Source organism: Pandoraea terrae (assembly GCF_902459695.1).
GTDB classification, from domain to species: Bacteria; Pseudomonadota; Gammaproteobacteria; order Burkholderiales; family Burkholderiaceae; genus Pandoraea; species Pandoraea terrae.
Map to the genome: position 1 here is coordinate 48,966 of NZ_CABPRZ010000006.1, position 24,840 is coordinate 73,805.

Here is a 24,840-nt window from a genome sequence, read left to right on the forward strand (position 1 = left end):
TGCCGTAAACACTCCGCCGCTCAGCGCCCGAGAATCGAGCGCGCGACGATTTCGCGCATGATCTCTGAGCTGCCGCCGTAGACGCGGGAGATGCGCGCGTTGGTGTAGCGCCAGCAGACCTCGTATTCCTCCATGTAGCCGGCGCCACCGTGCAATTGCACGCACTCGTCGACCACACGCCCCTCGACTTCACTGGTGAACAGCTTGGCCATGGCCGCCACCTCGGCGGTCAACTCGGCGGCGTTGTGGCGGTCCACGCAGTGATCCACGTAGGTCTGCGCGACTTCCAGCTCGGTGCGCATCGACCCCAGCTTGAAACGGGTGTTCTGCATCTCCGACAGCGCCTTTCCAAACACCATACGCTGTTTGACGAACTCGCAGGTCACCTCGAATGAGCCCCATGCGTTGCCCAGGTACATCACCGAACCGATCAGGCGCTCCTCGGCAAGACCCCGCATCAGGTAATGAAATCCCTTGAACGGATCGCCGAGCACATTCTCCTTCGGGACTTTGACGTCGCGGAAGAACAGTTCAGCGGTATCCTGCGCCTTCAGCCCCATCTTGGCGAGCGTGCGTCCGCGCTCAAAACCCTCCATGCCGCGCTGGACCAGGAACAAACCGATCTGGCGCGGGTTGTCAGGGTTGGTCTTAGCCGCCACGACCACTAGATCCGCATTTATGCCGTTGGAGATGTAGGTCTTTGTGCCGTTGAGCAGCCAGTGATCGCCGCAGTCCGTGGCACGTGTCTTCATACCGGCCAGATCCGAGCCGGCATCGGGCTCGGTCATGGCAATTGCCAGGATGCTTTCGCCGGAGACACACTTGGGCAGCAAGCGCGCCTGCTGCTCGGCATTGCCGAAATGCTTCAGGTACGGTGCGACCAGCCGACTGTGCAGCGTGTGGTAGAAGCCAGCTTCGCCGTAACGCGCATCCTCTTCCAGCATGACCTGCTGAAAGCGGAAATCCTCCACGCCGAGACCACCATACTTCTCGTCTGCCCAGATCAGCAGATAACCATGCTCGCCCATCTTGCGGAACATTTCGCGCGGCACGATGCCAGCCTCGCGCCAAGCCTCGCGATGGGGCAGCACTTCCTTGCGCAGGAACTGCCGATAGCCATCGCGAAACAACTCATGCTCTGCGGTGTAGTGTTGTCTTTGCATCAAAGCCCCTTCTCGAGACTGTGTTGTATGGTTTGGGCAACAGCCAGTATCAAAGTCGCACCGGCCTGCAACAATGATCTCGCCTTACCCGTCGATTGACTGAAGCTGACGCCCCGGATGATCGGAATCAAGTGCTCGGCTTTTGGGATCAGCGATCCAACGGGCTCTAACGGATGTGCCGGCCGAAGAAAATATCCGTCATGCCGCGTATTTCCCGATACGCAACACCGGGCGCGCAACATTTGGTGGGAAAACGTGCCAGGTACCGTCATCGTGGCAAAAAAAGAAGATTGTGTACTCCGTCTGCGATGTGGCGAGCACAACTTTCACGTTGCGTTTCGATCGCGCGTGGCGTAGTCGGGTGATACGAACCGGATTTGCGGACGTGCGCCCCGCCCATTTGTCGAATATCGAACGCAAAGACCTTTCGCCACGGATCATCATCAACCTCACCATCGACTGCTGATTCGCACTGCATGTCTGTCCCGCTTCATAGCGTGCGGATAAACAGAATCGCAGCACCCACAATTCCCGCTACAAGCACCCAGCAACGCGTGCGCTCGACTCTGGCTGGCCCGAAGAGCGCCGTACATAACGGCACCGCACGTCCAATCCCGCCAAAGTACACGGGAATGTCACCGCACATAGGAGCTACCCGACCAGACAACGTCGGGCAGGCTTCCCCAGAGGGTCACGCCCTCAACAACAGACCCAGCAGACCGACACATACGACGGCGGCAGGAAGTCTTCGCTCCGCTCCGCCATCGTCCACCGCTGTTTGCTTACATGACGTTTAAGGTCCGCGGCTCAGCACTTCAGGAGAACGCCGTCGCGACGCAGCGACTCGATCTCAGTGGGCGTAAAGCCCGCAGCGGATAGCAGTGCCTCGCCATCCGCTCCAGCAGGGCGCGCGCCGTGACGCACTTCCGACGCCGTGCGCGAGAAGCGCGGCGCCGGCGCCGGCTGCACAATGCCATCGACTTCGATGTAGGTGCCGCGTTCCTGGTTGTGCGGGTGCCCAGGCGCTTCAAGCAGGCTCAGGACGGGGGCAAAGCAGGCATCGCTGCCTTCGAGGCTGCTGCACCACTCCGCGCGCGTACGCGTCTTGAAGACTCGCTCGAGTTCCTCGCGCATCTCGGGCCAGCGGCGCTCGTCGTACTGCGCGGCCATCGTTCCCGCGTTGGCGCCGCTGAGCCGCACCAGTTCGCCATAGAACTGTGGCTCGATGGCGCCCACCGCGACGTACTGGCCATCCGCGGTTTCATAGACGTCATAGAACGGCGCCCCGCCATCGGTCACATTGACACCACGCTTCTCGGCGTTCCAGAAGCCGCCGGCCTGGAGGCCGTGAAACATCCACATCAATTGCGCGGTGCCATCGACCATTGCGGCATCCACTACCTGGCCCTGCCCTGAGCGCTGCGCCTCCAGCAACGCCGCAATAACACCCATCGCCAGCAGCATGCCGCCGCCGCCCATGTCGCCAACGACATTTAGCGGCGGAATGGGCCGCTCGCCGCGGCGGCCCATGGCGTAGAGCGCGCCGGCAAGGGCGATGTAGTTAATATCATGCCCTGACGCCTGCGCCATCGGCCCTTCCTGCCCCCAGCCCGTCATGCGGCCGTAGACGAGCTTCGGATTGCGTGCACGACAGGCCTCGGGACCGATACCCAGCCGCTCGGCGACGCCCGGACGATAGCCCTCGAGCAAGACGTCCGCCTCGTCGACGAGACGCAGCAGAGCGTCGACACCGCCGGGCTTCTTCAGGTCCAGCGCGATCGACTTCTTGCCACGAAAGCTCACGTCGTTGAGCTGATCGGGTGAAAGACGCGTGCCGCGCTCGACGCGGATCACCTCCGCGCCCATGTCGGCCAGCATCATGCCGGCCATCGGGCACGGCCCGATGCCCGCCATCTCGATGACGCGGAATCCGTGCAGCGGCCCCATGGTCAGAAGCTCTCGCCGGCTTCCGCCTTACGCAGCAACAGGTCGGGCGGCGCGAAGCGCTCACCATAGCGGCCTGCCAGCTCCGCAGCTCGCGTCGCAAAGCGTTCCAGCCCATAGGTGTTGACGAACTGCAGGAAGCCGCCCGTCCACACTGGCGCGCCGATTCCGAGGATGGAGCCGACGTTGCCGTCGGCCGCGGAGCGCAGCACGCCCTCCTGCAGGCATTTGATGGTTTCGATCACCTGGCGGAACAGCAAGCGGTCCTTGATGTCCGCTTCCGGCAGGGAAACGTCCTTCTTGTGGAACAGTTCGTAGAGCTTGGGCCAGATCTTCTTTTCGCCGCCTTCCGGGTAGTCGTAGTAACCACCGCCATGGTAACGGCCGCCGCGGCCGAACTCCGTAACCATGCGCTCGCAGACGTCCGAGCTGACGTGCGTGTCGGCCACGCTGTGCAGCACGCCGAGCGCCTCATGCGTCTGCTTCACTTTGAATGCCAGTTGCTGGCTGATTTCATCCTGCACCGCCAACGGACCAACTGGCATCCCGACCTGGCGCCCGAGATTCTCGATCACGACCGGATCGACACCATCGACCATCAGGCGCACACCTTCGTCAAGGTAAGTGCCGAAGGTGCGCGACGTGAAGAAGCCCAGTACGTCGTTGACTACGATGGCGGTCTTGCCGATCTGCCGCGCGTAGTCGAAAGCCTTGGCCAGCGTGGCGTCGCTGGTCTTGTCGCCGCAGATGATCTCGATCAGCGGCATCTTGTCCACCGGCGAGAAGAAGTGAATGCCGATGAAATTCTCGGGCCGTTGCGCGGCCTTCGCCAGCAACGCGATCGGCAGCGTCGAGGTGTTGGAGCCGAAGACTCCGCCCTCCACCAGGAAGGACTCGGTCTCGCGGGTTACTTCGTGCTTGAGATCGACATTTTCGAACACCGCTTCGACGATCAGATCGCACCCTTTCAGATCCGCGGCGTCGGCGGTGGGCTTGATCAACGCCAACGTGGCGTCCATTTTCGCCGCATCAAGCCGCCCCTTGGCGACCGCAGCGGCGAGCAGGTTCTCGGAGTATGCCTTACCCTTCTGCGCTGCCTCGAGCGTCACATCACGGAGCACGACTTCGATGCCGGCCATCGCAGAAACGTAGGCAATACCTTGCCCCATCATCCCGGCGCCAACGATGCCCAGCTTGCGCACCTTGCTCTTCTCGATGCCCTTCGGACGCGAGCCGCCCCCGTTGACCTCGTTCATCTGGAAGAACATCGTGTTGATGATGTTCTTGGCTTGCGGCGTCATCACCAGGTGGGTGAGGCCGCGGGTTTCGACCCGCAGCGCGGTGTCGAAGTCCAGCAGCGTTGCCTCCTGCGCAACCGCCAGCACGCGGTCCGGTGCGGGAAGCAGGCCGCGCGTTTTCTTCGCCAGCACGGCCATCGCGCCAGTGCAGACCTGAGCGAGGCGCCGCGAGAGTGCCGTGCCGCCGGGAATCTGGTAGCCTTTGCGGTCCCAGGGTTGCTCGTGGGCGGTGGGATTGGCCTTGATCCAAGCCTTGGCAGCGGGCACCAAATCCTCAAGTTCTTGCACCAGTTCGTCGACGAGACCGGCCTTGAGCGCCGCCTCGGGCTTCACGCGTGTGCCCTCGAGCAGGTAGGGCAGCGCTTTTTCCAGTCCGATCAGGTAGACCAGGCGCACGATGCCGCCACCGCCGGGCAGCAGGCCCAGCGTCACCTCCGGCAGACCGACGACGGCCGACGGCCGGTTGAGGACGATGCGGCGATTGCAGCCCAGCGCGAGCTCGAAACCGCCACCCAGCGCCGCGCCATTGATCGCGGCCACCACGGGAACGGGAAGCTTCTCCAGCCGGCGAAACTGTGCCTTGGTTTCCTGCACGCCGGCAAAGAATGCCGCTTCCGTGCCTGGAACGGCGGCCCGCAACTCGTTCAGGTCGCCGCCTGCAAAGAAGGTGCTCTTCGCCGAAGTGATCACCACGCCCTTGAGCCCCGGCTCCTTTTCGAGCCTGGCAAGCGCCTCGATCATCGCGGCACGATACTCCGCGTTCATGGCGTTCACGGTACCGCTCATGTTCATCGTGAGGGTCACGATGCCGTCGTCGTCTTTGTCGTAATTGAATGCAGACATGGAATTTCTCAGAGTCGCTCGATGATAGTGGCAATGCCCATGCCGCCGCCCACGCACAGGGCCAGCAGCGCGCGCTTGAGGTTGCGGCGTTCCAGCTCGTCGAGCATGATGCCCACGAGCATCGCTCCGGTCGCACCCAGTGGGTGGCCCAGCGCGATGGCGCCGCCGTTGACGTTGGTGATCTCGTGCGCAATGTCGAGATCCTTCATGAAGCGAAGCGCCACCGAAGCGAAGGCCTCGTTGATCTCGAACAGATCGATGTCCTTGGTCGTCATGCCGGCCTTGGCCAGGCACTTCTTTGCGGCCGGCCCCGGTCCAGCGAGCATGATGATCGGATCAGTGGCAAGCACGGCGGTGGCCACAATGCGGCCGCGAGGCGTGAGGCCCAAGTCGCGGCCGGCCTTTTCGCTGCCTATCAGCACTGCGCTCGCGCCATCCACGATGCCCGAGGAATTGCCGGGCGTGTGAACGTGACGGACCCGGTCCACCGAGGTGTACTTGCGCAGGCAGATCTCGTCATAGCCGAGATTGCCCATCGCCTCGAACGAGGGCTTGAGAGCGGCGAGACCCTCCATCGTCGTGCCCGGCTTGATGAACTCGTCCTTCTCCAGGATCGTCACCCCGTTGATGTCGCGCACCGGCACGACCGAGCGGTCGAACCAGCCGCTGTCGCGTGCGCGCACCGCGCGCCGCTGCGATTCCAGCGCGTACGCGTCGACGTCCTCGCGCGTGTAGCCGTCGAGGGTAGCGATCAGATCGGCTCCCACGCCCTGCGGTACGGAATTCAAGCGAGTCGCGATCTCCGCGTCCTCCATCATGGCGATGCCGCTCGATCCCAAGGGCAGGCGCGACATGGACTCCACGCCGCCAGCCACAACGAGATCGTCCCACCCACTAGCCACGCGGCTTGCAGCCTGGTTCACCGCTTCGAGACCCGAGGCGCAGAAGCGATCAAGCTGCACGCCGGGAACACTCTCGTCCCAAGCGGCGTACTGTGCGACGGCCTTGGCGATACAGCCGCCCTGCTCACCCACAGGAGTCACGCAACCGAGGACCACGTCATCCACGCGCGCCGTATCAAGCGCGTGCCGCTGCTGCAGTTCGGTGAGAAGCCCGGCAGCGAGATGTATCGGTTTGACCTCGAACAGTGAGCCGTCCTTCTTGCCTTTGCCGCGCGGTGTGCGCACCGCGTCAAAGATATATGCCGTTTGTGCCATCAGACCATCCTTGAAATGATGAACTCGGTCGCGCCGTGTTCGACGCGGGGAATGGGGACAAGTATTCGGCCCAGAGAAAGGCGCGCCAATGACCAGCGCCGACGGGGCGATTGACAAGAAATGACAGCCCGAGAGATGCCCCCGGTCAATCGCGCTGTCGGCTGCGATCAAGGTTAGCCGGCTGCGCCGATGACAAACTGGGAGCAATCATTCACCCACCTTCCGGACAGCAACCATGAAAATCGAAAACAGCGTTTCCATCATCACCGGCGGCGCCTCGGGCTTGGGCTTGGCGACCGTCAACAAGTTCACGGCGATGGGCGGCCGCGTCGCGATCTTCGATATGAACGAAGAGGCAGGGCAGCAGCTGGCCGAATCCTTGGGCGAACGAGCGCTGTTCGTCAAGGTCAACGTCACGGACGAGGCTGCGGTACAAGCCGGCATCGACCAGACCATCGAACGCTTCGGCGCACTGCACGTCTGCATCAACTACGCCGGCATCGGCAACGTATTCAAGACCTACGGCAAGAACGGCCCGTTCCCGCTGGCTGAGTTCAACAAAATCGTGCAGGTCAACCTCATCGGCACGTTCAACGTGCTGCGTCTCGCCGCGGAACAGATGGCGAAGAACGCACTGGACGATGGCGAGCGCGGTGTCATCATCAATACCGCTTCGGTCGCTGCCTACGAAGGGCAGATGGGCCAGGCGGCTTACACCGCCTCCAAGGGCGGCGTCGTGGCAATGACCCTGACGATCGCGCGCGATCTCGCCTCCTATGGCATCCGCGTCAATACCATCGTGCCGGGACTGATTCATACACCGCTGTTTCATACCACGCAGCCTGAAGTGATCGATTCGCTCGCGGCCCAAGTGCTCAATCCCAAGCGGCTGGGCCGTCCGGAGGAGGTTGCGCATCTGGCGACCTGCTTGGTCGAAAACGGGTACATCAACGGCGAATGCATCCGCATCGACGGCGGCATCCGCATGCAAGCCAAGTAAGACAGGCATCTTCGAACGCATTTTCTGTGGATTCACCCATGAGTAGCGAACTCGATTTCAGTAACCAGCACGTTCTCGTGGTGGGAGGCTCCAGCGGCATTGGCAACGGCATTGCACAGGCCTTTCGGGCTCGGGGCGGCCAGGTGCACGTCTGGGGCACGCGTCCGACCGCGCAGGACTATCGCGAAAGCGAAGGTTCGGACCTCACGGGCCTGGGCTACACCCAGGTCGACGTCGGCGATGCGGATGCCATCGCCGCAGCATCGGAGCCCTTCGAAGAACTCGACGTGCTGGTGCTGTGCCAGGGCATCGTCGTTTACAACCGCGGCGAATTCGAACGCGAGGGCTGGGAGCGCGTGGTGCGCGTCAATCTCGACAGCCTTATGCACTGCGCACGCCGCTTCAAGCCCGCATTGGCCCGGCGCGGCGGCGCGCTGATCATCGTCAGCTCGGTTTCCGGCCTGCAGGGCAATGTGGGCAATCCGGCCTACGCCGCGTCAAAGGCAGGCGCAATCAGCCTCACCAAGTCTCTGGCCCAGGCCTGGACCGGCGATGGTGTTCGCGTCAACGGTCTGGCGCCCGGACTGGTCGACACCAAGCTCACCAAAGTCATGACGGAACATCCGAAGCGACGCGAAGCTGTGATCGCTACCATCCCAGCCGGCCGTCTGGGGCTGCCGCAGGACATGGCAGGCGCCGCGCTGTTCCTGGCCTCGCCGCTGGCTTCCTATGTTGTCGGCCACACGCTGGTGGTCGACGGCGGGGTCAATCTCTGAACTTGAAAGAAAACACGATGAACTTCGAACATTCCGACAAGGTGCGTGGGTTGATCGCGTGCCTCGAAGCGTTCATGGATGAACACATTTATCCAAATGAGCAGGATTACTACGGGTTCGTCAATGACCCGGCTCATCTGTGGCAAGAATGGCCGAAGATGGAAGCTCTCAAGGCCGAGGCCCGGGCCCAAGGCCTGTGGAATCTGTTCCTGCCATGTGAGTACGGCCGCTTTAGCCCTGGCCTCCACAACCTCGAATATGCTCCGCTGGCCGAGATCATGGGGCGCGTGCCCTTTGCCTCGCAGGTCTTCAACTGCTCGGCGCCCGATACCGGCAACATGGAGGTCCTGGCCAAGTTTGGCAGCCCGGAGCAGCAGGAGCGCTGGCTCGAGCCCCTGCTGAACGGTGAGATTCGTTCCGCCTTTGTGATGACCGAGCCGCAGGTCGCATCTTCCGACGCGACTAACCTCCAAATGACGATTCTTCCCGATGGCGATGATTACGTCATCAACGGCCGCAAATGGTGGATCACCGGCGCGCGGCATCCGCAGTGCCAGATCTTTCTGGTCATGGGCAAGACGCTGCTGAACAATCCGGTTCACCAACAGCACTCGACGATCCTCGTGCCGCGAAACACGCCAGGCGTCAGCATCGTACGTGACACTACCGTCTTCGGGTCCCTGCACTCGCCCTTTGGGGAGTGTGAGCTGAAGTTCGACAACGTGCGCGTGCCTCGCGAGAATCTGATCCTTGGTGAAGGCCGCGGATTTGAAATTGCCCAAGGACGGCTCGGCCCTGGCCGGATACACCATTGCATGCGCTCCATCGGTCAAGCACAGCGCGCACTCGAAATCATGGCGCGCCGCGCACAAAATCGCGTGGCCTTTGGCAAGAAGTTATCGGAGCAAGGCAGCATCCGCCAGGACATCGCGCGCTCCTACTGCGAAATCGAACAGGCGCGCCTGTTGACCCTGAAGGCCGCCGATCACATGGACCGTTATGGCAACAAGGTCGCCAAAGACCTTATCGCAGCAATCAAGATCGTCGCGCCGCAAATGGCGCAGACGGTAGTCGACCGCGCGATCCAGATTCATGGCGGCATGGGGGTGAGCGACGACACACCACTAGCCTACTTCTTCACGACCAACCGCTATCTGCGCATTGCAGACGGTCCGGACGAAGTCCACATCGCACAGCTTGGCAAGCTGAAAATTGGCGAATACTGCGCAAACGCTCACTGAGCTGCCATCGCACTGACGTCCCCGGCCCTGCTGCCCCGTGCCCACAACTTCGGCGATCTGGGCGGGCACCACACGTGCGTTGGTCACAGTGCCGTCCGGGGACGTCTGTAGCGCCCCCGGGCGTTCACTGCGGCCAGCGACACAGCACGCGCATTGCCGCCGCAGATGGCAAAGACGACGTGAACGGCCCCGCGCTGATACCTGCCAACCCGCCGGCGCTGAAGGTCCCCGTCGTCGCCTCCGGCGGCAACGCCGATGGCCAAGGCCTTCGCCCCGCCCTGATGCTCAGCGCGCAGGGCTTCAACATGGGCACACGCTGTTGCGCGATGCGGGAAGCGCAGATCCACGACGGGATCAGCCGCGCTCTGCGGTATGTCCGCGTGCGCGGCACGCGGCCGATCTTCCTGAACAACGCAACGATGTACCCGATTGGGCGCCCCTGATTGACCGCATGGCGACTGTCGCCCGCGCCAACGCGGGGCGCCCCGAACAACATTGTCGAGAAAGGAACTGAGGTATGTATCAAGGAAACGCCATGCGCCTGCAGCGCCTCGATGGCGGCATCATCGAACTCGTGTTCGACCGCCAGGGCGATGCCATCAACAAGCTCGACGCCACCACCATCCGTGAGTTGGGCGAGGCCACCAGGATCATCGCAGCGGCCGCGGGCGTCGCCGGCCTGCTCGTCAGCAGCGCCAAGGACGCCTTCGTCGTCGGCGCCGACATTACCGAATTCGGCGAGACGTTCAGGCTGCCGATGCCTGAACTGGCCGCCCACGTGGCCCGCTCCAACCTGGTACTCACGGCTTTCGAGGACCTCGATGTGCCCAGCGTCATGGCAATCAACGGCTATGCGCTCGGTGGTGGCCTGGAACTGGCCTTGAGCGGCAGCATTCGCGTGATGTCTGACACCGCCCGCATTGGCCTGCCGGAAGTGAGCCTAGGGCTCCTCCCGGGACTTGGCGGCACGTCGCGCCTGCCGCGCGTGGCGGGCGCGGCCGTCGCTCTCGACTGGATCACCGGTGGCAAGCCGTCGGGCGCGCAGGCGGCGCTGGAAGCTGGGGTGGCCGACCGCACTAGCCCGCCACAGGCACTTCGCGAGACGGCATTGGCCGTGTTGGGCGACGCGATCGCCGGCCGTATCGACTGGCGCGCCGCGCAGCAGCGCAAGCGGAGGCCACTTACGATGGAATCCACCGAACGCAAGGCCTTGTTCGACACCGCACTGGCCAAAGTGCGCAAAGCATCGCCCAAACACCAGCCCGCCGCAGCGGCCGCAGTGCAACTGCTCGCCGAAGCCGCCACGTTGGACCGTGCTGGTGCGCTGCACGCCGAGGCGCAGGCCTTCGCGAACATCGCCAAGACCCAGGCCGCCGGCGCGCTGGTGCAAACCTTTCTGTCAGGCCAGTCCGTCAAGAAACTGGTCAAACAGCACGCGCGCACCGCGCGGCCCGTCAAGCAACTGGCAGTGCTGGGCGCCGGCATCATGGGCGGCGGCATCGCCTACACGAGCGCGCTCGGTGGCACGCCGGTGCTGCTCAAAGACATCGCGCAGGAACAGCTCGAGCTCGGAATCGGCGAGGCCGGCAAGTTGCTGGCCAAGCAAGTGCGCAACGGACGCAAGACACAGGAGCAGGCCGACGCCATACTCGCCTCCATCCACCCGCAGCTCGACGAGGCCGGCTTCGATGCCGCCGAACTGGTGATCGAGGCCGTGGTCGAGAACATAGGCGTGAAGCGCAAGGTCTTGTCCGATCTGGAGACGAAAATCCGCGCCGATGCCGTCATCGCCAGCAATACCTCGAGCCTGCTGATCGACGATATCGCCCGCGGGCTTGCGCGGCCGGAGAACTTCGTCGGCATGCATTTCTTCAACCCGGTGCCGGCGATGCCGCTTGTGGAAATCGTCCGCGGCAGTCGCAGCACCGACGCAGCGGTCTCCACCGCCGTGACCTTCGCTGCCGCCATGGGTAAGACGCCCATTGTCGTGAAGGACTGTCCTGGCTTCCTCGTCAACCGCTTGCTCGCGGCTTACGTCCGCGCCTTCCTGAAGCTGTTGGCCGACGGCGCCGATTTCGAGTGCATTGACCGGGTGATGGAGGACTTCGGCTGGCCGATGGGGCCGGCATACCTGCAGGATGTGATCGGCATGGACACCGGCTGCCACGCGGTGGAGATCGTCTTTGGCGGTTACCCCGAACGGATGCCGCCGCTCGACGATAACGCGCTCAAGCTGATGGTGCGCCACCGGCGCCTGGGGCAGAAAAACGGCATTGGTTTTTACCGCTACGACGCCGCTCACGGCAGCAAGCCGCGCCGCAGTGCTGCGCCCGACACGCACGATCTACTGGCGCAGTTGAGCGGTGGCCGGCGTATCGAGCTGACCGACGCGGAGATCGTCGAACGGATGATGCTGCCGATGTTGATCGAGGCAGCGCACGCGCTCGAGGACGGCGTGGTCGCTACGCCGGCCGAGCTGGACATGGCGTTGCTGCTGGGCGTTGGCTTCCCGACCTATCTGGGCGGCATCCTGAAGTACGCCGACTCGCTGGGCCTGCGCCAGATCGTGGGCCGGGCCGACGCGCTCGCGGCATTCGGTCCGGCCTACGTGCCGACCGCCGGGATGCGCGACATGGCCGCCCGCGGCGCCACCTATTACTAAAGCCTGTCAAGAGGAGACGTTTCATGCGCATCGGTGTTCCACTGGAGACAGTGGCTGGGGAAACCCGGGTTGCCGTCACCCCGGAAACTGCCAAGAAGCTCGCGGCCCAGGGCCACGAGGTCCAGGTGCAAGCGCGCGCTGGCGTGGCGGCCAGCGTCACTGACGCGGCCTACGAGGCCGTCGGGGCCCAGATCGTAGACCGCGCAGCGGCCTTCGCTGCCGAGCTGGTGCTGAAGGTACAGCGCCCACGAGCCGACGAGCTGGCCCTGATGAAACCGGGCAGCGTGCTGGTGGGCATGCTCAACCCCTTCGACAAGGCTGGCCTGCAGGCCATGGCCACGGCCGGCCTGACCGCCTTCGCACTGGAGGCCGCACCGCGCACCACCCGCGCGCAAAGCATGGACGTGCTGTCCAGCCAGGCCAACATCGCCGGCTATAAGGCCGTTACCATGGCGGCCGACCGCTACCAGAAGTTCTTCCCCATGCTGATGACCGCCGCCGGAACGGTGAAGGCCGCGCGAATGGTGATCCTGGGCGTGGGCGTGGCGGGTTTGCAGGCCATCGCCACCGCCAAGCGCATGGGCGCGACGATCGAGGCCTCCGATGTGCGCCCCTCAGTGAAGGAGCAAGTGGAGTCACTGGGCGCCAAGTTCATCGACGTGCCCTACGAAACCGCTGAGGAAAAGGAAGCCGCCGAAGGCGTGGGCGGTTATGCCCGGCCGATGCCGCAGAGCTGGCTGGACCGGCAGAAGGTGGAGGTGGCCAAGCGCGTGGCGCTGGCCGACGTGGTGATCTCCACCGCGCTGATCCCCGGCCGCGCCGCCCCCGTGCTGATCACCGAGGAGATGGTCAAAGCCATGAAGTCGGGGTCGGTGATCGTCGACATCGCCGCCGGCAAGGGCCCGAATGGCCGCGATGGCAATTGCCCGTTGACCGAGGCCGGCAAGACGGTGACCAGGCACGGCGTGGTCATCGTCGGAGAGACCAACCTGCCTGCGCTGCTGGCGGCCGATGCGTCGGCCCTCTATGCCCGCAATGTGCTGGATTTTCTGAAGCTGGTCACCACCAAGGACGCCCGCTTCGAGATGCCTGCCAACGACGACATCGTTGATGCCTGCCTGATGACCCACGGCGGTGAAGTCAAGCGCGCCTGACGCGCAACGGAGACGATATATGGATGCAGTATCCCACACCCTCATCAACCTCAGCACCTTTGTGCTGGCCGTCTACGTGGGCTACCACGTAGTCTGGAACGTCACCCCTGCGCTGCACACGCCGCTGATGGCAGTCACCAACGCCGTGTCAGCGATCGTCATCGTGGGCGCCATGTTGGCCGCAGCGCTGACGGAAACCATCCTCGGGCGCAGCTTCGGCGTGCTTGCAGTGGCCCTGGCCGCGGTGAACGTCTTTGGCGGATTCCTGGTCACCAGGCGCATGCTGGAGATGTTCAAGAAGAAGACTCCAGCCAAGAAGGAGGGTCGGTAACATGAGCATGAACCTCGTTGTCTTTCTGTACCTCGTTGCGAGTGTATGCTTCATCCAGGCTCTCAAGGGCCTCTCCCACCCCGCCACCTCGCTCCGCGGCAATGCCTTCGGTATGGTCGGCATGAGCATTGCCGTGCTCACCACCTCCGCGCTGATCATCAAGCTGGCCGGCTCAGGAACCGGCCTGGCCTGGGTGCTTCTGGGCCTGCTGATCGGCGGCGGTGCCGGGACTGTGATGGCCCAGCGCGTAGAGATGACCAAAATGCCCGAGGTGGTGGCCTTCATGCACAGCATGATAGGCCTGGCAGCGGTATTCATCGCCGCTGCTGCCGTGGTCGAACCCTGGGCCTTCCAGATCACCGCCAAGGGCAGCCAGATTCCCGCGGGCAATCGCTTCGAGCTGGCGCTCGGCGCATTCATCGGCGCAGTCACCTTTTCTGGTTCTGTGATCGCCTTCGGCAAGCTCTCGGGCAAGTACAAGTTCCGGCTGTTCCAGGGCGCGCCAGTAACCTTCTCCGGCCAGCACCAGCTTAACGCCGTGCTGGGCCTGGCCTCGGTGTTCTGCGTGCTCAGCTTCTGGCATTCGCAATCGCCCGTGGACTTCGCCCTGGTCTGCACGCTGGGCTTTGCGATGGGCGTGCTCATCATCATCCCCATTGGTGGCGCCGACATGCCTGTGGTGGTGTCCATGCTCAACAGCTACTCGGGCTGGGCAGCGGCAGGCATTGGCTTCAGCCTGAACAACAGCATGCTGATCATCGCCGGTTCGCTCGTGGGCAGCTCGGGCGCTATCCTGAGCTACATCATGTGCAAGGCCATGAACCGCAGCTTCTTCAACGTTATTCTGGGTGGCTTTGGTGGCGCGGCCGGAGCGGGCCAAGTTGCACAGCAGCAGCGCAGTGTGAAAAGCGGAAGCCCCGACGATGCCGCGTTTATCCTGGGCAATGTCGAAACCGTGGTCATTGTGCCAGGCTACGGACTGGCAGTCGCGCGTGCCCAGCATGCGGTGAAAGAGCTGGCCGAGAAGCTTACGCACAAGGGCGTGACGGTCAAGTACGCCATCCACCCGGTGGCAGGCCGCATGCCCGGCCACATGAACGTGTTGCTGGCCGAAGCCGAAGTGCCCTACGACCAGGTGTTCGAGATGGAAGACATCAATGGCGAATTCGGTCAAGTTGATGCGGCCATCATCCTCGGCGCCAACGACGTGGTGAATCCGGCCGCGCTACAAAAGGGCAGCTCCATCTACGGCATGCCGATCCTTGAAGCGTACAAGGCCAAGACCGTCATCGTCAACAAGCGTTCCATGGCCGCCGGTTACGCCGGCCTGGACAACGAGTTGTTCTACATGGACAAGACCATGATGGTCTTCGGCGATGCGAAGAAGGTGGTCGAGGAGATGGTGAAGGCGGTGGAGTAAGTCCGAGGCGATACATAGGAGACGTCGATGCCGAGAGTAGATTGGTTCCGCAAACACATCGGGTCGGGTGTTGCTCGCAAGCGTGGAATGACGCTGGCGCACCGGTTGACCGCAGGATTCGGGGTGGTGTTGGTGCTCCTGATGGCTCTGGCTGCATTAGCGATCGCGCAGCTCGCGTCGATGCGAGACAAGATGACCGATATCGTCGAGCACCATGGGCAGGAGACCAAGGTGGCGCAGGCGATGTTGAATGACTTGAGCAACCTCAGCAATCTCGCACTGGGCTACGCACAGACACAGACTGCCGAAGACGTGGAGGCGCAGGCGAAGGGCGTGCAAAATGCCATCAGGACGTACGAACTTGATTATGCGAAGTTGAGCGCTATCGTGGAACGTGCTGGCGACAAGCTGCCGAAGGATGTTTCCCAGCGCCTGGAGAACGCAGCATCAGAGAACACCGTGATGATGGGGATCATCCACGACGCCGCATTGGCATCAGGCGGGGCCGCTGCATTGACCAGTCTCAATCCAACCAGCCTGCATGCGGCCTGGAAGGCGGACATCCAGTCGAGTATCGACCAGTTCTACAAAAGTACGGACCAGTCGTACGCAGAAGCAAAGACTTCCGCGCGGCTCGCTTTGGCCGTACTGGCGGGGACCTCTGTGGTGGCTCTGTTGGTGGTTGTGGCGGCGTCGATCCTCATTCGGCGTAGCGTGGTGACGCCGGCGCGAGCAGCTGTCGAGCAGGCCAATCGTGTCGCGCACGGCGATCTGACTGCACGCATCGAGGTAAGGACGAACGACGAGATGGGGCAACTGATGCGTGCATTGGAAAAGATGAACGCGAGCCTCGCGCAGATTATCGGGGGTGTGCGCACCAGTGTCGAGACGATTAGCTCGGCGGCGAAACAGATCGCCTCGGATAACGTCGACCTGTCTGCGCGTACGGAAGAACAGGCTGCATCGCTTGAGGAAACTGCATCGAGCATGACGCAACTGACCGAAACCGTTAAGCGGAATGCCGACAATGCGCGCCAAGCGAACGCACTCGCGGCGCGTGCCACCGACATGGCAGACACCGGCGACGATGCGGTGCAAGGCATGGCCAGTACGATCGAGAGAATCAGCGGCAGTTCCAGCAAGATCTCCGAAATCACCGGCGTGATAGAAAGCATCGCGTTCCAGACCAATATTCTCGCGCTGAATGCATCGGTGGAGGCTGCCCGCGCCGGCGAGCAAGGACGCGGCTTCGCGGTAGTGGCGAGCGAGGTGCGCGGTCTCGCGCAGCGCTCGGCGGCCGCAGCGAAGGAAATCAAGGAACTGATCGGCTCGTCGGTGGCGATGATCGAGGACGGCACTCAGCAGATGACGGAAGTCAGCGCGACCATCGGACAGGTGAAGCAAGCGATCAAGCAGGTGTCCGATATCGTCAGCGAAATTGCGGCTGCGTCGGAGGAGCAGAGCCGGGGCATCGAGCAAGTCAATCAGGCAGTCGTGCAGATGGACGTCGTCACGCAGCAAAATGCGACGCTCGTCGAGCAGGCGGCTACCGCAGCGCAGTCGCTTGAAGAACAGGCGCTCAAGCTCCGGGATGCCGTTTCGGTGTTCAAGCTGGCCGATGCGGGACTTTCCGTGTCGCGCACGGTCAAGCCGGAGGGCAGGCAAAGCCTTTCGGTGCCGAAGGCATCCTCAACCGGTACGAAGCCAAAAGAGGTGGCCTCGGTAGTGCGGCCAGGTTTCTGAGATTTTTAATTGGAGCGCCCGGGGCCGATCATGCTGCCGATTCAATCGCAGGCAGCGTCGCGAAATATGCCTCACGTGGCGTCCGATCCTCCAGGCTCGACTGAGGACGTTTCGGGTCGGCTTCGGCGCGCTCGGCCCGCCGTAGCCTGTCCTGCAGGCGCGCTCAGGCTTCGACCAACCCAGCCGTCCACGTCGCGTACGTCCCAATCCGCAGCAGGGGACATCGATCGCGAGGCGATACTCAGCCTGCTCTGCAGGAACGAGCAGTCATTCGAGTAGACGTGGCTCATCCAATTTTGCTGCGTGCCTTGCGTGCGGCAATCGCCGTTGGCGTGGTTCCGAGCATACGCCGGCAGGTACGGCTCAAGTGGGCAGCATCGGCGAATCCGGCCTGCAACGCCGCCTCGGTCACACTGGCGCCGCGCATGAGTTCGCCGCAGGCCAGTTGCAGGCGCAACCAGAGCAAGTAAGGACGCAGCGCAATACCCATCGAAGCGGTAAAGGCGTGCATCAGCCGCGACGGCGACAGGCCGGCCACTACGGCCAGCGCACGCAGCGACAGCGCGTCGGGCTCCTGCAGGTGGTTGCGAACGTGGCGCAGCACGCGCCGTACCCCCGGGTGCAGGGTAGGCGGGGGACGACCGTCAAGCAGATCCGCCTCCAGCCACCTCCTGATTCCCGCGTCGCTCGGCGAGCCGGCCGCGCAGACCGCGCCGCGCCAGCGTGCCGCCTCGGCCGCCGGGATGTGGGCGATGTCCGCAGGAATGCGTCCTGCCAGGGCCTCGCCCAGCGGGCTTTCCGGCTCGACGAAGGCGATCAGCACCGTGGCACCGCGCGCGTCCACTTCGTGCGGTGCGTCCGCGCGCACCAGCGCGGCGTCGCAGAGGTGCCAAGGCTCTCCGTCGCCGCGGCGAATGCGCAAGTTCGCGGTCAGCGCCAGGATGAGCTGAACGCTGTGGTGCCGATGTTCGCTGGAAGCGTCTCCCGCTCCCCAGACGATCATCGCAGTGGGCCACGGGAATGCGCCGGAATTGGGTGCAATGAGCATGACTGGATTCTTGACAGCCAGAACGTTCAAGACAGGACGTGATCCGTCGCTTAGGCTGTGTCGAGATGCCTATGTATCGCGCACTGCAAAGGATATACGCAAATGCCCCTCCTGCAACTCGTCAAACGGCAATGGTTGGATTACGCGCGGACCCACCGCTCTCGCCGCAACCTGCTCGTACACCTCGCGGCTGTACCGGCGTTCGTCGCCGCCAATACGGCGCTGGTCACCGCTCTGCTGCTTGGCATGTGGATAGCGGCGACGCTCTCACTGGCCGCCATGGCAGCATCGCTTGCGTGGCAGGGCCGCTGCCATCGCGGCGAGCCCGAGCGGCCCGAGCCGTTCTCCGGACCGGCCGAAGCCTTGGTCCGCATCCTCATCGAGCAATGGGTAACCTTTCCTCGCTTCGCATTCTCTGGCGGCTGGACGCGGGCCTTGCGCGCAGCGTCGCGGTAATCGGCGCCGCGTGGCTAACGCGGCAACCAATGCACCATGCGCAGCCGGATGAAAACACCGTCGTCGCGAAAAATGGCCGGGGAAATACCGCCTTATTTCGCTTCGGGTTCCTTTGCCGGCTATTATCGCCGGCAAAGGCACGGTCAAGGACAAGGCGGTGTACCTGGCGCTGGGCATTCGCGCCGACGGCCGCAAGGAAGTGCTGGGCCTGTGGATCGAACAAACCGAAGGCGCCAAGTTCTGGCTCAAGGTCTTCAATGAACTGAAGAACCGTGGCCTGCACGACATCCTGAGACGCATCCCACGTCGGTCGCCTGTGTCACTGATCAGGCACAACACTACTGACATAACGACAGTAGCGAGTTAGAATAACCAGATCTATCACACACGTGGAGAAATCCCATGTCCACAAGCGAAAGCGCGATGCTCCCCTCACAATTCCCGCTGCTGGCTGACCGCGTCGCGTTTGTCACAGGCGGCGCCCGCGGTATGGGCGCATCGCACGTCAGGGCGCTGGTTCGACAGGGCGCGCGCGTCGTGATCGGAGATCTCCTCGAGAACGAAGGCCAGACTCTCGCTCATGAGCTCGGCGATCGCGTGGCGTTCGTGCGCCACGACGTCACGAGCTCGTCCGGATGGGCGGACGCGCTCGCGCGCGCCGAGGAGGTATTCGGGCCCGTCGAGATCCTCGTGAATAACGCGGGGATATTGGCCTGGAACACCATCGAGGACACCAGCGAGGCGGACTACCGCAGGCTGATCGACGTCAACCAGGTCAGCTGCTTCCTTGGAATGAAGGCGGTCCTGCCTTCGATGCGCCGCCTTGGCCGCGGGACAATCGTGAACGTCTCCTCCGTGGCCGGTTTCGTCGGCTGGGCAAACGCGATTGCCTACACCGCATCCAAGTTCGCGGTGCGCGGAATGACCAAGGTCGCGGCGAAGGAGTTCGCGCCATACGGCATACGGGTGAACTCGGTTCACCCTGGCATGATCGACACGCCGATGACCACCTCGACTCCGCAGTCAACGCGGCTGATCAAGAGCGTGGCAGCGGCGTCAGCACTGGGCCGACTCGGGGAGCCGGAAGAGATCAGCTCGCTCGTCGTCTACCTCGTCAGCGACCAAGCGAGCTTCATTACCGGCGCGGCATTCGTCGCGGACGGAGGCTTCATCCAGTGAGCAAGCGCTACGCCACCATCCGTTCGGGCCATGCCGGCCCGCCGGATACCATCAATGTGGCCAGGCGCGATTCGCAATGGAGCTGATTGGCAAGCGCCGATTCACCCAGCTCACCCATTTGATGCTCACCGGAGGGCAGGAGCCCAACGCCGGCGAGGCAGCCATGATCGGTGTGATCCTCGCACCGCTGCCGGCTACGGCGTGGCGCCAAGCTTGATCTCCGCGCGTCCCACCCTACTCGACACGATGGGCTGACCACGGCCCAGCGGCATGAGCCCACGCGGCTGCGCTGTAAGGTCCGCCACCTCGAGATGGAACGCGACACACGCTCTCATGCTGCTGCTTGGTTCGCGCCCTTCGCGAAGGTATCTCGCACGGTCGGATAGTCGTTCGGCTCGAAGTCCGCGTCGACCACCGCACGCAACGCACCCAGCGCTGTATCAAGCCTGTCAGCCAGCGGTCGCTCGAGGCAATCACCTTCACCGAGGTCAGCTCCCGGCGGTCGAGTTTGGAGACTGTTCGACCCACGAACGGCGAAAGTCCCGTATCCTCGACCGCCACCGCTGATTCGACAGCGGCCGAGCCCCCCGACTCGGCCGCCACGTCGAAGCCTGTGGCACGCACGGTGACCACCTTTACCTTTTGACGACTCCGTAACGTCGCGATCGCGTTGCCTGCATAGATCGGGCGATCAAACGTATCACTACCCTACAGTGCCGATGCCATCTCGGGCACGAGCGTGAACAGATCGCCGACGAGGCCGTAGTCGGCCACGCTGAAGATCGGCGCTTCCGGGTCTTTGTTGATCGCGACGATCACCTTCGAGTCCTTCATGCCTGCCAGGTGCTGGATCGCGCCGGAGACGCCCACCGCCACGTACAACTGCGGCGCGACGATCTTGCCGGTCTGGCCCACCTGATAGTCGTTCGGTACGAATCCCGCATCGACCGCCGCGCGCGACGCACCCAGTGCGGCTCCCAGCTTGTCCGCCAGCGGCTCGAGCACCTTGGTGAAATTCTCGCCCGAACCCAGCCCGCGGCCGCCCGAGACGATGATCTTCGCCGAAGTCAGTTCCGGACGGTCGAGTTTGGAGACTGTTCGACCCACGAACGACGAAAGTCCCGTATCCTCGACCGCCGGCACTGATTCGACAGCGGCCGTGCCCCCCAGCCCGGCCGCCGCGTCGAACCCTGTGGCACGCACCGTGACCACCTTTACCTTGTCACCGCTCTGCACCGTCGCGATCGCATTGCCCGCGTAGATCGGGCGCTCGAACGTGTCGGGGGTATCCACCTTAGTGATTTCCGAGACCTGCGCCACGTCCAGCAACGCCGCCACGCGCGGCGCAATGTTCTTGCCGTAGGCCGTCGCCGGGGCCAGGATGTGCGTGTAGCCTTCGGCCACCGCCACCACCTGCGCCGCCACGTTCTCCGCCAAGCCGTCGCCCAGGTGCGCCGCATCGGCGTGCAGCACCTTCTTCACGCCGGCGATCTGCGCGGCCTGTTGCGCGGCCGCCCCCGCGTTCGCGCCCGCGACCAGCACGTGCACGTCGCCACCACACTGGAGCGCCGCCGTCACGGAGTTCAGCGTCGCTGCCTTGATCGATTGGTTGTCGTGTTCCGCAATGACCAGAATGCTCATATCCCCTCTCCTCCCTCTCTCACAGCACCTTGGCTTCGTTCTTGAGCTTCTCGACCAGCGTCGCCACGTCCGGCACCTTCACGCCAGCGCCGCGCTTGGCCGGTTCGACCACCTTCAGCGTCTTCAGGCGCGGGCTCACGTCAACGCCAAGGTCCGCCGGCTTGACCGTCTCCAGCGGCTTCTTCTTCGCCTTCATGATGTTGGGCAGCGTCACGTAGCGCGGCTCGTTCAGGCGCAGGTCGGTGGTGATCACCGCCGGCAGCGACAGCGACACCGTCTCCAGGCCGCCATCCACCTCGCGCGTGACATGCGCACGGCCATCGGCCACCGTCACCTTCGAGGCAAACGTGGCCTGCGGCAGCTTCGCCAGCGCCGCGAGCATCTGGCCCGTCTGGTTCGAATCGTCGTCGATCGCCTGCTTGCCCAGGATCACCAGTTGTGGCTGCTCCTTGTCGACCAGCGCCTTCAGGAGCTTGGCCACCGCCAGCGGCTGCAGCTCCTCGTCCGACTCGACCAGGATAGCGCGGTCCGCGCCGATCGCCAGCGCTGTGCGCAAGGTTTCCTGACATTGCGCCGCGCCGCACGACACAGCGACGATCTCCGTCGCCAGGCCCGCTTCCTTCAGACGCACCGCCTCTTCCACGGCGATCTCATCGAACGGGTTCATCGACATCTTTACATTCGCGATGTCGACGCCCGTGCGATCCGATTTCGCGGCGACTTTGACGTTCGCATCCACCACGCGCTTCACCGCTACCAAAACCTTCATTTACGCACTCCTGAATCCGCCTGCCGTAACGCTAAGGGCACGGACGATTGAAACTTCTCATTCGATAAGTGATCATCGACGACCGAGCTCGGCGAGCGGATGGGCCTCGGCGCCCCATCGTGCAGAGCCAAAATGACGAACATGCACTTCCTTGACTTCGTCGAGCGTAGACGGTCGCCAGCGTGGCTTCCCGTCCTTGTCGATGAGCTGCGCGCGCACGCCTTCGACGAAATCGCCGTCAGGCACGGCGCGGCTCATCAAATCGAGTTCCATCCGGAAGCATTCGGCGAGCGTCATCGTGCGGCCGCGCAATAGCGCGTCGCGCGTCACCTTCAGCATCGTCGGCGAATGTGTCGAGAGCGCTTCCGACGTCGATCTATACCATTGACGAACTTCAGGCGATGCCTCACGCTCGAGCGCATCGTTTAACGAAGCAACGATTTCTTCCACCGTCCAACACGCGTTGAAGTGCCTTGTCACCAACGGCAGCACGTCGCTTAGCGCAGCATGCGCGACAACATTTACAGGCGGCTCAAATACGCGGCGCAAGGCGGCCATCGCCCCACCATGGTCGGCATAAACTGGCATGCACTGCAGTCGATCTTCGAACGTGGCGAGCCACTCGGGGGGAACGCAGACATCGGCCAGATTACAAAGCAACGCACTGGCACCAGACAACGTCACGCCGGTCAAGCCTACGTAAAGTTCCAGTTCCACCGGCATCGCCGACAGAAAACGCGTCGCGCCGACATCGGGGAAGAGCCCGATACGGGTCTCCGGCATAGCCATCCTGGTGCGATTCGTGACCACACGCAGCTTCGCCCCCTGACCGAGGCCCATGCCGCCCCCCATGGTGATGCCGTCGAGCAACGCGACCACCGGCTTCGGGAAGGTGTGAATTACATAGTTAAGCTGATACTCGTCTACGAAGAACTGGAGCCATTCCGAACTGCCACTTTTGACTTTTTCGTGCAACGCGCGCACATCGCCGCCCGCGCAGAAGGCTTTGTCCCCGTTGCCGCGCAAGACCACCGCGACGATCTCATCATCGTTACGGCACCGCTCGAAGAGCGTTGCCAATGTGATCACCATCCCGTGCGACAACGCGTTGAGCGCGGTCGGGCGATTCAGCGAAATGACAGCCACACGGTTGACGACCCGGAAAAGCACGTCCGCGTCCGCTTGCGTCTGTGCCACGCCTTCGTCAATCGATCGTTCATTCGGTACCTCATGCGCCATGTCAGGCCCCTTGCCTATGCCAGCGCGGTGCGCGCTTTTCGAGGAACGCGTTTACGCCCTCGCGCTGGTCCGGATCATCGAAGAGATCGACGAAGCGTTCGCGTTCGATCGCCAAGGCTGCACGACGCGGGATTCCACTGCTCGCTTCGTGAATCAACTGCTTGCTGAACGTCACTGCAAGGGGACTGAGGTTCGTCACGCGCTTCGCCATCGCAATGGCCGCCTCACGCGAAGCGCCTTGCTCCACCACCTCTTCCACGAGCCCGATGCGCAATGCCGTCGGCGCATCGACGCGCTCCCCTGTCAGGATCAGTCGTTTGGCCCATCCTTCGCCGACGAGCCAGGGCAACGTCTGTGTCCCACAACCGCAAGGCAGCAGGCCGACCGCCGTTTCGGGCAAAGCCAATTGCGCGTGCGCCTCGGCAATGCGGATGTCACAGGCAAGCGCGCATTCGAGCCCGCCGCCCATCGCGTAGCCGTTGATGGCCGCGATCACGATGGGGCGCGCGTTCTGCAACGCCTCGAATGCGGCGCCAAAGCGCGCTGCGGCGACACGTGCGAATTCCTTATTGCCATCGGCGAAGGTATTCAAATCCGCACCCGCGCTGAAGAACTTCGGCCCACTGCCCGTGATTACGATTGCACGCACGCTCGGCTCGGCATTCAGACGCTCGATTGTTCTCTGCAATTGCAACAATCCTTCTGGCGTAAACGCGTTGGCCGGAGGGCGTTGCAGCGTGATCAGCGCAATGGCCGGCTGATCACCGTGTTCCACATATTCGAGCTCGATCATTCGGGTACCCTTGGTATTGTGTCGGCTTGGTAAAGATTGATGATGGCGGAGAAATCGAGGCGGCCCCCGCCGCGCGCGCTCATCGTCAGGTAGAGTTGCTGCGCGAGCGCGCCGAGATAGATTGGCTGGCGCACCTGCCTGGCAGCATCCGTCGCGAGCCCCATGTCCTTGAGCATCAGATCGGTGCCAAAACCGCCCATGTAGCCGCGCGATGCCGGGGCCGTTTCGATGACGCCCGGGTAGGGGTTATAAGTCTCCGAGCTCCAGCAACGTCCCGTGGAAGTGTTCACGATGCCCGCAAGCACCTTCGCGTCGATGCCGAGCGCCACACCGAGCGACATCGCTTCCGCAACCCCGGCCATCGTAATGCCCAGGACGAGGTTGTTGCAGATCTTCGCGACCTGCCCCATTCCCGTCTCGCCGCAGTGGGCGATGTTCTTACCCATGACCAGAAGGATGGGCATGACCTTTTCGTAGACGCTCTCGCTCGCCCCGACCATAAAGGTCAACGTGCCTGCCGCAGCGCCGCCGGTACCGCCCGAAACGGGCGCATCGACGAAGGTGTTGCCACGCTGCGCCGCGATTGCCGCGCACGCCTTTACGCTGGCGAGATCAATCGTGCTCGAGTCGATGATCGTGACCCCTGGCGCGATCCCAGCAAGAATGCCGTTCTCGCCTACGAGAACCTCGCGCACATGTGCCGCGGTGGGCAACATCGTGATCACGCATTCGACATCGTCTGCCGCCGCCTTCGGCGATGCGGCGGCCTGCGCCCCGGCATCGACGAGGGCCTGCACCGCCTCGTCGCTCAGGTCGAATACCTTCAACGCATGCCCAGCCTTGACGAGATTGCGTGCCATGGGCGCACCCATGTTGCCAAGCCCGACGAAACCTATCTTCATGATGACGTTTCCCATTTGCCC

At 63.3% G+C, this 24,840-nt stretch carries 22 protein-coding genes and 2 pseudogenes; 13 read left to right on the forward strand and 11 right to left on the reverse strand.

Annotated elements, in window-relative coordinates; all coding sequences use genetic code 11:
* Positions 1-20 precede the first annotated feature (20 nt).
* The 4 genes from PTE30175_RS08690 to PTE30175_RS08705 form a co-directional block, all read right to left on the reverse strand.
* Complete coding sequence (locus tag PTE30175_RS08690) at positions 21-1,163, reverse strand: acyl-CoA dehydrogenase family protein (RefSeq protein WP_150696677.1); 1,143 nt, start codon at positions 1,161-1,163, stop codon at positions 21-23.
* Between the two features lie 807 nt (positions 1,164-1,970).
* Positions 1,971-3,110, reverse strand: coding sequence for a CaiB/BaiF CoA transferase family protein (locus tag PTE30175_RS08695; protein ID WP_150696678.1), 1,140 nt, complete (start codon positions 3,108-3,110; stop codon positions 1,971-1,973).
* Positions 3,111-3,112: 2 nt separating this feature from the next.
* Positions 3,113-5,248: a 3-hydroxyacyl-CoA dehydrogenase NAD-binding domain-containing protein gene (locus PTE30175_RS08700; RefSeq protein ID WP_150696679.1), complete on the reverse strand. Its 2,136-nt coding sequence runs from the start codon at positions 5,246-5,248 to the stop codon at positions 3,113-3,115.
* An 8-nt stretch (positions 5,249-5,256) separates the two neighbouring features.
* Positions 5,257-6,465: an acetyl-CoA C-acetyltransferase gene (locus PTE30175_RS08705; protein WP_150696680.1), complete on the reverse strand. Its 1,209-nt coding sequence runs from the start codon at positions 6,463-6,465 to the stop codon at positions 5,257-5,259.
* A 235-nt stretch (positions 6,466-6,700) separates the two neighbouring features.
* Here PTE30175_RS08705 and PTE30175_RS08710 point away from each other — a divergent pair, with 235 nt between their 5' ends.
* The 9 genes from PTE30175_RS08710 to PTE30175_RS08750 all read left to right on the forward strand — a co-directional run bounded on the left by PTE30175_RS08710 (position 6,701) and on the right by PTE30175_RS08750 (position 16,792).
* Positions 6,701-7,465, forward strand: coding sequence for an SDR family oxidoreductase (locus PTE30175_RS08710; RefSeq protein ID WP_150696681.1), 765 nt, complete (start codon positions 6,701-6,703; stop codon positions 7,463-7,465).
* Between the two features lie 38 nt (positions 7,466-7,503).
* Entirely contained in the window at positions 7,504-8,241 is a 738-nt protein-coding gene (locus PTE30175_RS08715; protein WP_150696682.1) for an SDR family NAD(P)-dependent oxidoreductase, read from the forward strand.
* Positions 8,242-8,258: 17 nt separating this feature from the next.
* Positions 8,259-9,482, forward strand: a complete 1,224-nt coding sequence (locus PTE30175_RS08720; protein WP_150696683.1) for an acyl-CoA dehydrogenase family protein — start codon at positions 8,259-8,261, stop codon at positions 9,480-9,482.
* Positions 9,483-9,661: 179 nt separating this feature from the next.
* On the forward strand, positions 9,662-9,925 hold the full coding sequence (locus PTE30175_RS28575) for a nitronate monooxygenase (RefSeq protein WP_224788657.1): 264 nt from the start codon (positions 9,662-9,664) through the stop codon (positions 9,923-9,925).
* A 74-nt stretch (positions 9,926-9,999) separates the two neighbouring features.
* Positions 10,000-12,144: a fatty acid oxidation complex subunit alpha FadB gene (fadB, locus tag PTE30175_RS08730; protein WP_150696684.1), complete on the forward strand. Its 2,145-nt coding sequence runs from the start codon at positions 10,000-10,002 to the stop codon at positions 12,142-12,144.
* A 23-nt stretch (positions 12,145-12,167) separates the two neighbouring features.
* Positions 12,168-13,298: an NAD(P) transhydrogenase subunit alpha gene (locus PTE30175_RS08735; RefSeq protein ID WP_150696685.1), complete on the forward strand. Its 1,131-nt coding sequence runs from the start codon at positions 12,168-12,170 to the stop codon at positions 13,296-13,298.
* 19 nt (positions 13,299-13,317) lie between these two features.
* Positions 13,318-13,629 (forward strand): NAD(P) transhydrogenase subunit alpha part 2, encoded by a 312-nt coding sequence (locus PTE30175_RS08740; protein ID WP_150696686.1) that lies wholly within the window; start codon positions 13,318-13,320, stop codon positions 13,627-13,629.
* Position 13,630: 1 nt separating this feature from the next.
* The gene (locus PTE30175_RS08745; RefSeq protein ID WP_150696687.1) at positions 13,631-15,049 is read left to right on the forward strand and encodes an NAD(P)(+) transhydrogenase (Re/Si-specific) subunit beta; all 1,419 of its coding nucleotides are present in this window, start codon (positions 13,631-13,633) and stop codon (positions 15,047-15,049) included.
* 27 nt (positions 15,050-15,076) lie between these two features.
* Complete coding sequence (locus PTE30175_RS08750; RefSeq protein WP_224788658.1) at positions 15,077-16,792, forward strand: methyl-accepting chemotaxis protein; 1,716 nt, start codon at positions 15,077-15,079, stop codon at positions 16,790-16,792.
* A gap of 286 nt (positions 16,793-17,078) precedes the next feature.
* Here the strand turns inward: PTE30175_RS08750 and PTE30175_RS08755 are convergent, their stop codons facing one another.
* Positions 17,079-17,840 (reverse strand): helix-turn-helix transcriptional regulator, encoded by a 762-nt coding sequence (locus PTE30175_RS08755; RefSeq protein ID WP_150696688.1) that lies wholly within the window; start codon positions 17,838-17,840, stop codon positions 17,079-17,081.
* A 102-nt stretch (positions 17,841-17,942) separates the two neighbouring features.
* On the opposite strand from PTE30175_RS08755, the gene PTE30175_RS08760 reads away from it, so the two are divergent.
* From PTE30175_RS08760 to PTE30175_RS28180, 4 genes and pseudogenes are all read left to right on the forward strand, one after another.
* Entirely contained in the window at positions 17,943-18,296 is a 354-nt protein-coding gene (locus tag PTE30175_RS08760) for a terminase (protein WP_150696689.1), read from the forward strand.
* A gap of 142 nt (positions 18,297-18,438) precedes the next feature.
* Positions 18,439-18,588, forward strand: a pseudogene (locus PTE30175_RS08765) (transposase); the annotation flags it as partial.
* Between the two features lie 110 nt (positions 18,589-18,698).
* Positions 18,699-19,475 carry a glucose 1-dehydrogenase gene (locus PTE30175_RS08770; RefSeq protein ID WP_224788659.1) on the forward strand — a complete coding sequence of 259 codons (777 nt, stop codon included), beginning with the start codon at positions 18,699-18,701 and terminating at the stop codon, positions 19,473-19,475.
* Positions 19,476-19,551: 76 nt separating this feature from the next.
* The gene (locus PTE30175_RS28180) at positions 19,552-19,692 is read left to right on the forward strand and encodes a hypothetical protein (protein ID WP_191628929.1); all 141 of its coding nucleotides are present in this window, start codon (positions 19,552-19,554) and stop codon (positions 19,690-19,692) included.
* A gap of 17 nt (positions 19,693-19,709) precedes the next feature.
* Here PTE30175_RS28180 and PTE30175_RS08775 read toward each other — a convergent pair.
* The 6 genes and pseudogenes from PTE30175_RS08775 to mmsB all read right to left on the reverse strand — a co-directional run.
* Positions 19,710-20,162: pseudogene (locus tag PTE30175_RS08775) on the reverse strand (hypothetical protein); the annotation flags it as partial.
* A gap of 21 nt (positions 20,163-20,183) precedes the next feature.
* Positions 20,184-21,116, reverse strand: a complete 933-nt coding sequence (locus PTE30175_RS08780) for an electron transfer flavoprotein subunit alpha/FixB family protein (RefSeq protein ID WP_150696690.1) — start codon at positions 21,114-21,116, stop codon at positions 20,184-20,186.
* A 19-nt stretch (positions 21,117-21,135) separates the two neighbouring features.
* Complete coding sequence (locus PTE30175_RS08785) at positions 21,136-21,885, reverse strand: electron transfer flavoprotein subunit beta/FixA family protein (RefSeq protein WP_150696691.1); 750 nt, start codon at positions 21,883-21,885, stop codon at positions 21,136-21,138.
* A 72-nt stretch (positions 21,886-21,957) separates the two neighbouring features.
* On the reverse strand, positions 21,958-23,124 hold the full coding sequence (locus PTE30175_RS08790; protein WP_150696692.1) for an enoyl-CoA hydratase/isomerase family protein: 1,167 nt from the start codon (positions 23,122-23,124) through the stop codon (positions 21,958-21,960).
* Between the two features lies 1 nt (position 23,125).
* Complete coding sequence (locus PTE30175_RS08795) at positions 23,126-23,917, reverse strand: enoyl-CoA hydratase (protein WP_150696693.1); 792 nt, start codon at positions 23,915-23,917, stop codon at positions 23,126-23,128.
* Positions 23,914-24,819, reverse strand: a complete 906-nt coding sequence (gene mmsB / locus PTE30175_RS08800) for a 3-hydroxyisobutyrate dehydrogenase (RefSeq protein ID WP_150696694.1) — start codon at positions 24,817-24,819, stop codon at positions 23,914-23,916. The genes PTE30175_RS08795 and mmsB overlap by 4 nt, the downstream gene beginning before the upstream one ends.
* Between the last annotated feature and the right edge of the window lie 21 nt (positions 24,820-24,840).

What these genes read in the sequence shown, in the direction of transcription:
- PTE30175_RS08720 (WP_150696683.1), top strand. Translation starts at nt 8,259, where the DNA reads ATGAACTTCGAACATTCCGACAAGGTGCGTGGGTTGATCGCGTGCCTC.
- PTE30175_RS08715 (WP_150696682.1), top strand. Translation starts at nt 7,504, where the DNA reads ATGAGTAGCGAACTCGATTTCAGTAACCAGCACGTTCTCGTGGTGGGA.
- PTE30175_RS08770 (WP_224788659.1), top strand. Translation starts at nt 18,699, where the DNA reads ATGTCCACAAGCGAAAGCGCGATGCTCCCCTCACAATTCCCGCTGCTG.
- PTE30175_RS08760 (WP_150696689.1), top strand. Translation starts at nt 17,943, where the DNA reads ATGCCCCTCCTGCAACTCGTCAAACGGCAATGGTTGGATTACGCGCGG.
- PTE30175_RS08700 (WP_150696679.1), bottom strand. Translation starts at nt 5,248, where the DNA reads ATGTCTGCATTCAATTACGACAAAGACGACGACGGCATCGTGACCCTC.
- PTE30175_RS08740 (WP_150696686.1), top strand. Translation starts at nt 13,318, where the DNA reads ATGGATGCAGTATCCCACACCCTCATCAACCTCAGCACCTTTGTGCTG.
- PTE30175_RS08780 (WP_150696690.1), bottom strand. Translation starts at nt 21,116, where the DNA reads ATGAGCATTCTGGTCATTGCGGAACACGACAACCAATCGATCAAGGCA.
- fadB (WP_150696684.1), top strand. Translation starts at nt 10,000, where the DNA reads ATGTATCAAGGAAACGCCATGCGCCTGCAGCGCCTCGATGGCGGCATC.
- PTE30175_RS08705 (WP_150696680.1), bottom strand. Translation starts at nt 6,465, where the DNA reads ATGGCACAAACGGCATATATCTTTGACGCGGTGCGCACACCGCGCGGC.
- PTE30175_RS28180 (WP_191628929.1), top strand. Translation starts at nt 19,552, where the DNA reads ATGGAGCTGATTGGCAAGCGCCGATTCACCCAGCTCACCCATTTGATG.
- PTE30175_RS08790 (WP_150696692.1), bottom strand. Translation starts at nt 23,124, where the DNA reads ATGGCGCATGAGGTACCGAATGAACGATCGATTGACGAAGGCGTGGCA.
- PTE30175_RS08750 (WP_224788658.1), top strand. Translation starts at nt 15,077, where the DNA reads ATGCCGAGAGTAGATTGGTTCCGCAAACACATCGGGTCGGGTGTTGCT.
- PTE30175_RS08755 (WP_150696688.1), bottom strand. Translation starts at nt 17,840, where the DNA reads ATGCTCATTGCACCCAATTCCGGCGCATTCCCGTGGCCCACTGCGATG.
- PTE30175_RS08710 (WP_150696681.1), top strand. Translation starts at nt 6,701, where the DNA reads ATGAAAATCGAAAACAGCGTTTCCATCATCACCGGCGGCGCCTCGGGC.
- PTE30175_RS08735 (WP_150696685.1), top strand. Translation starts at nt 12,168, where the DNA reads ATGCGCATCGGTGTTCCACTGGAGACAGTGGCTGGGGAAACCCGGGTT.
- PTE30175_RS08690 (WP_150696677.1), bottom strand. Translation starts at nt 1,163, where the DNA reads ATGCAAAGACAACACTACACCGCAGAGCATGAGTTGTTTCGCGATGGC.
- mmsB (WP_150696694.1), bottom strand. Translation starts at nt 24,819, where the DNA reads ATGAAGATAGGTTTCGTCGGGCTTGGCAACATGGGTGCGCCCATGGCA.
- PTE30175_RS08745 (WP_150696687.1), top strand. Translation starts at nt 13,631, where the DNA reads ATGAGCATGAACCTCGTTGTCTTTCTGTACCTCGTTGCGAGTGTATGC.
- PTE30175_RS08785 (WP_150696691.1), bottom strand. Translation starts at nt 21,885, where the DNA reads ATGAAGGTTTTGGTAGCGGTGAAGCGCGTGGTGGATGCGAACGTCAAA.
- PTE30175_RS08795 (WP_150696693.1), bottom strand. Translation starts at nt 23,917, where the DNA reads ATGATCGAGCTCGAATATGTGGAACACGGTGATCAGCCGGCCATTGCG.
- PTE30175_RS08695 (WP_150696678.1), bottom strand. Translation starts at nt 3,110, where the DNA reads ATGGGGCCGCTGCACGGATTCCGCGTCATCGAGATGGCGGGCATCGGG.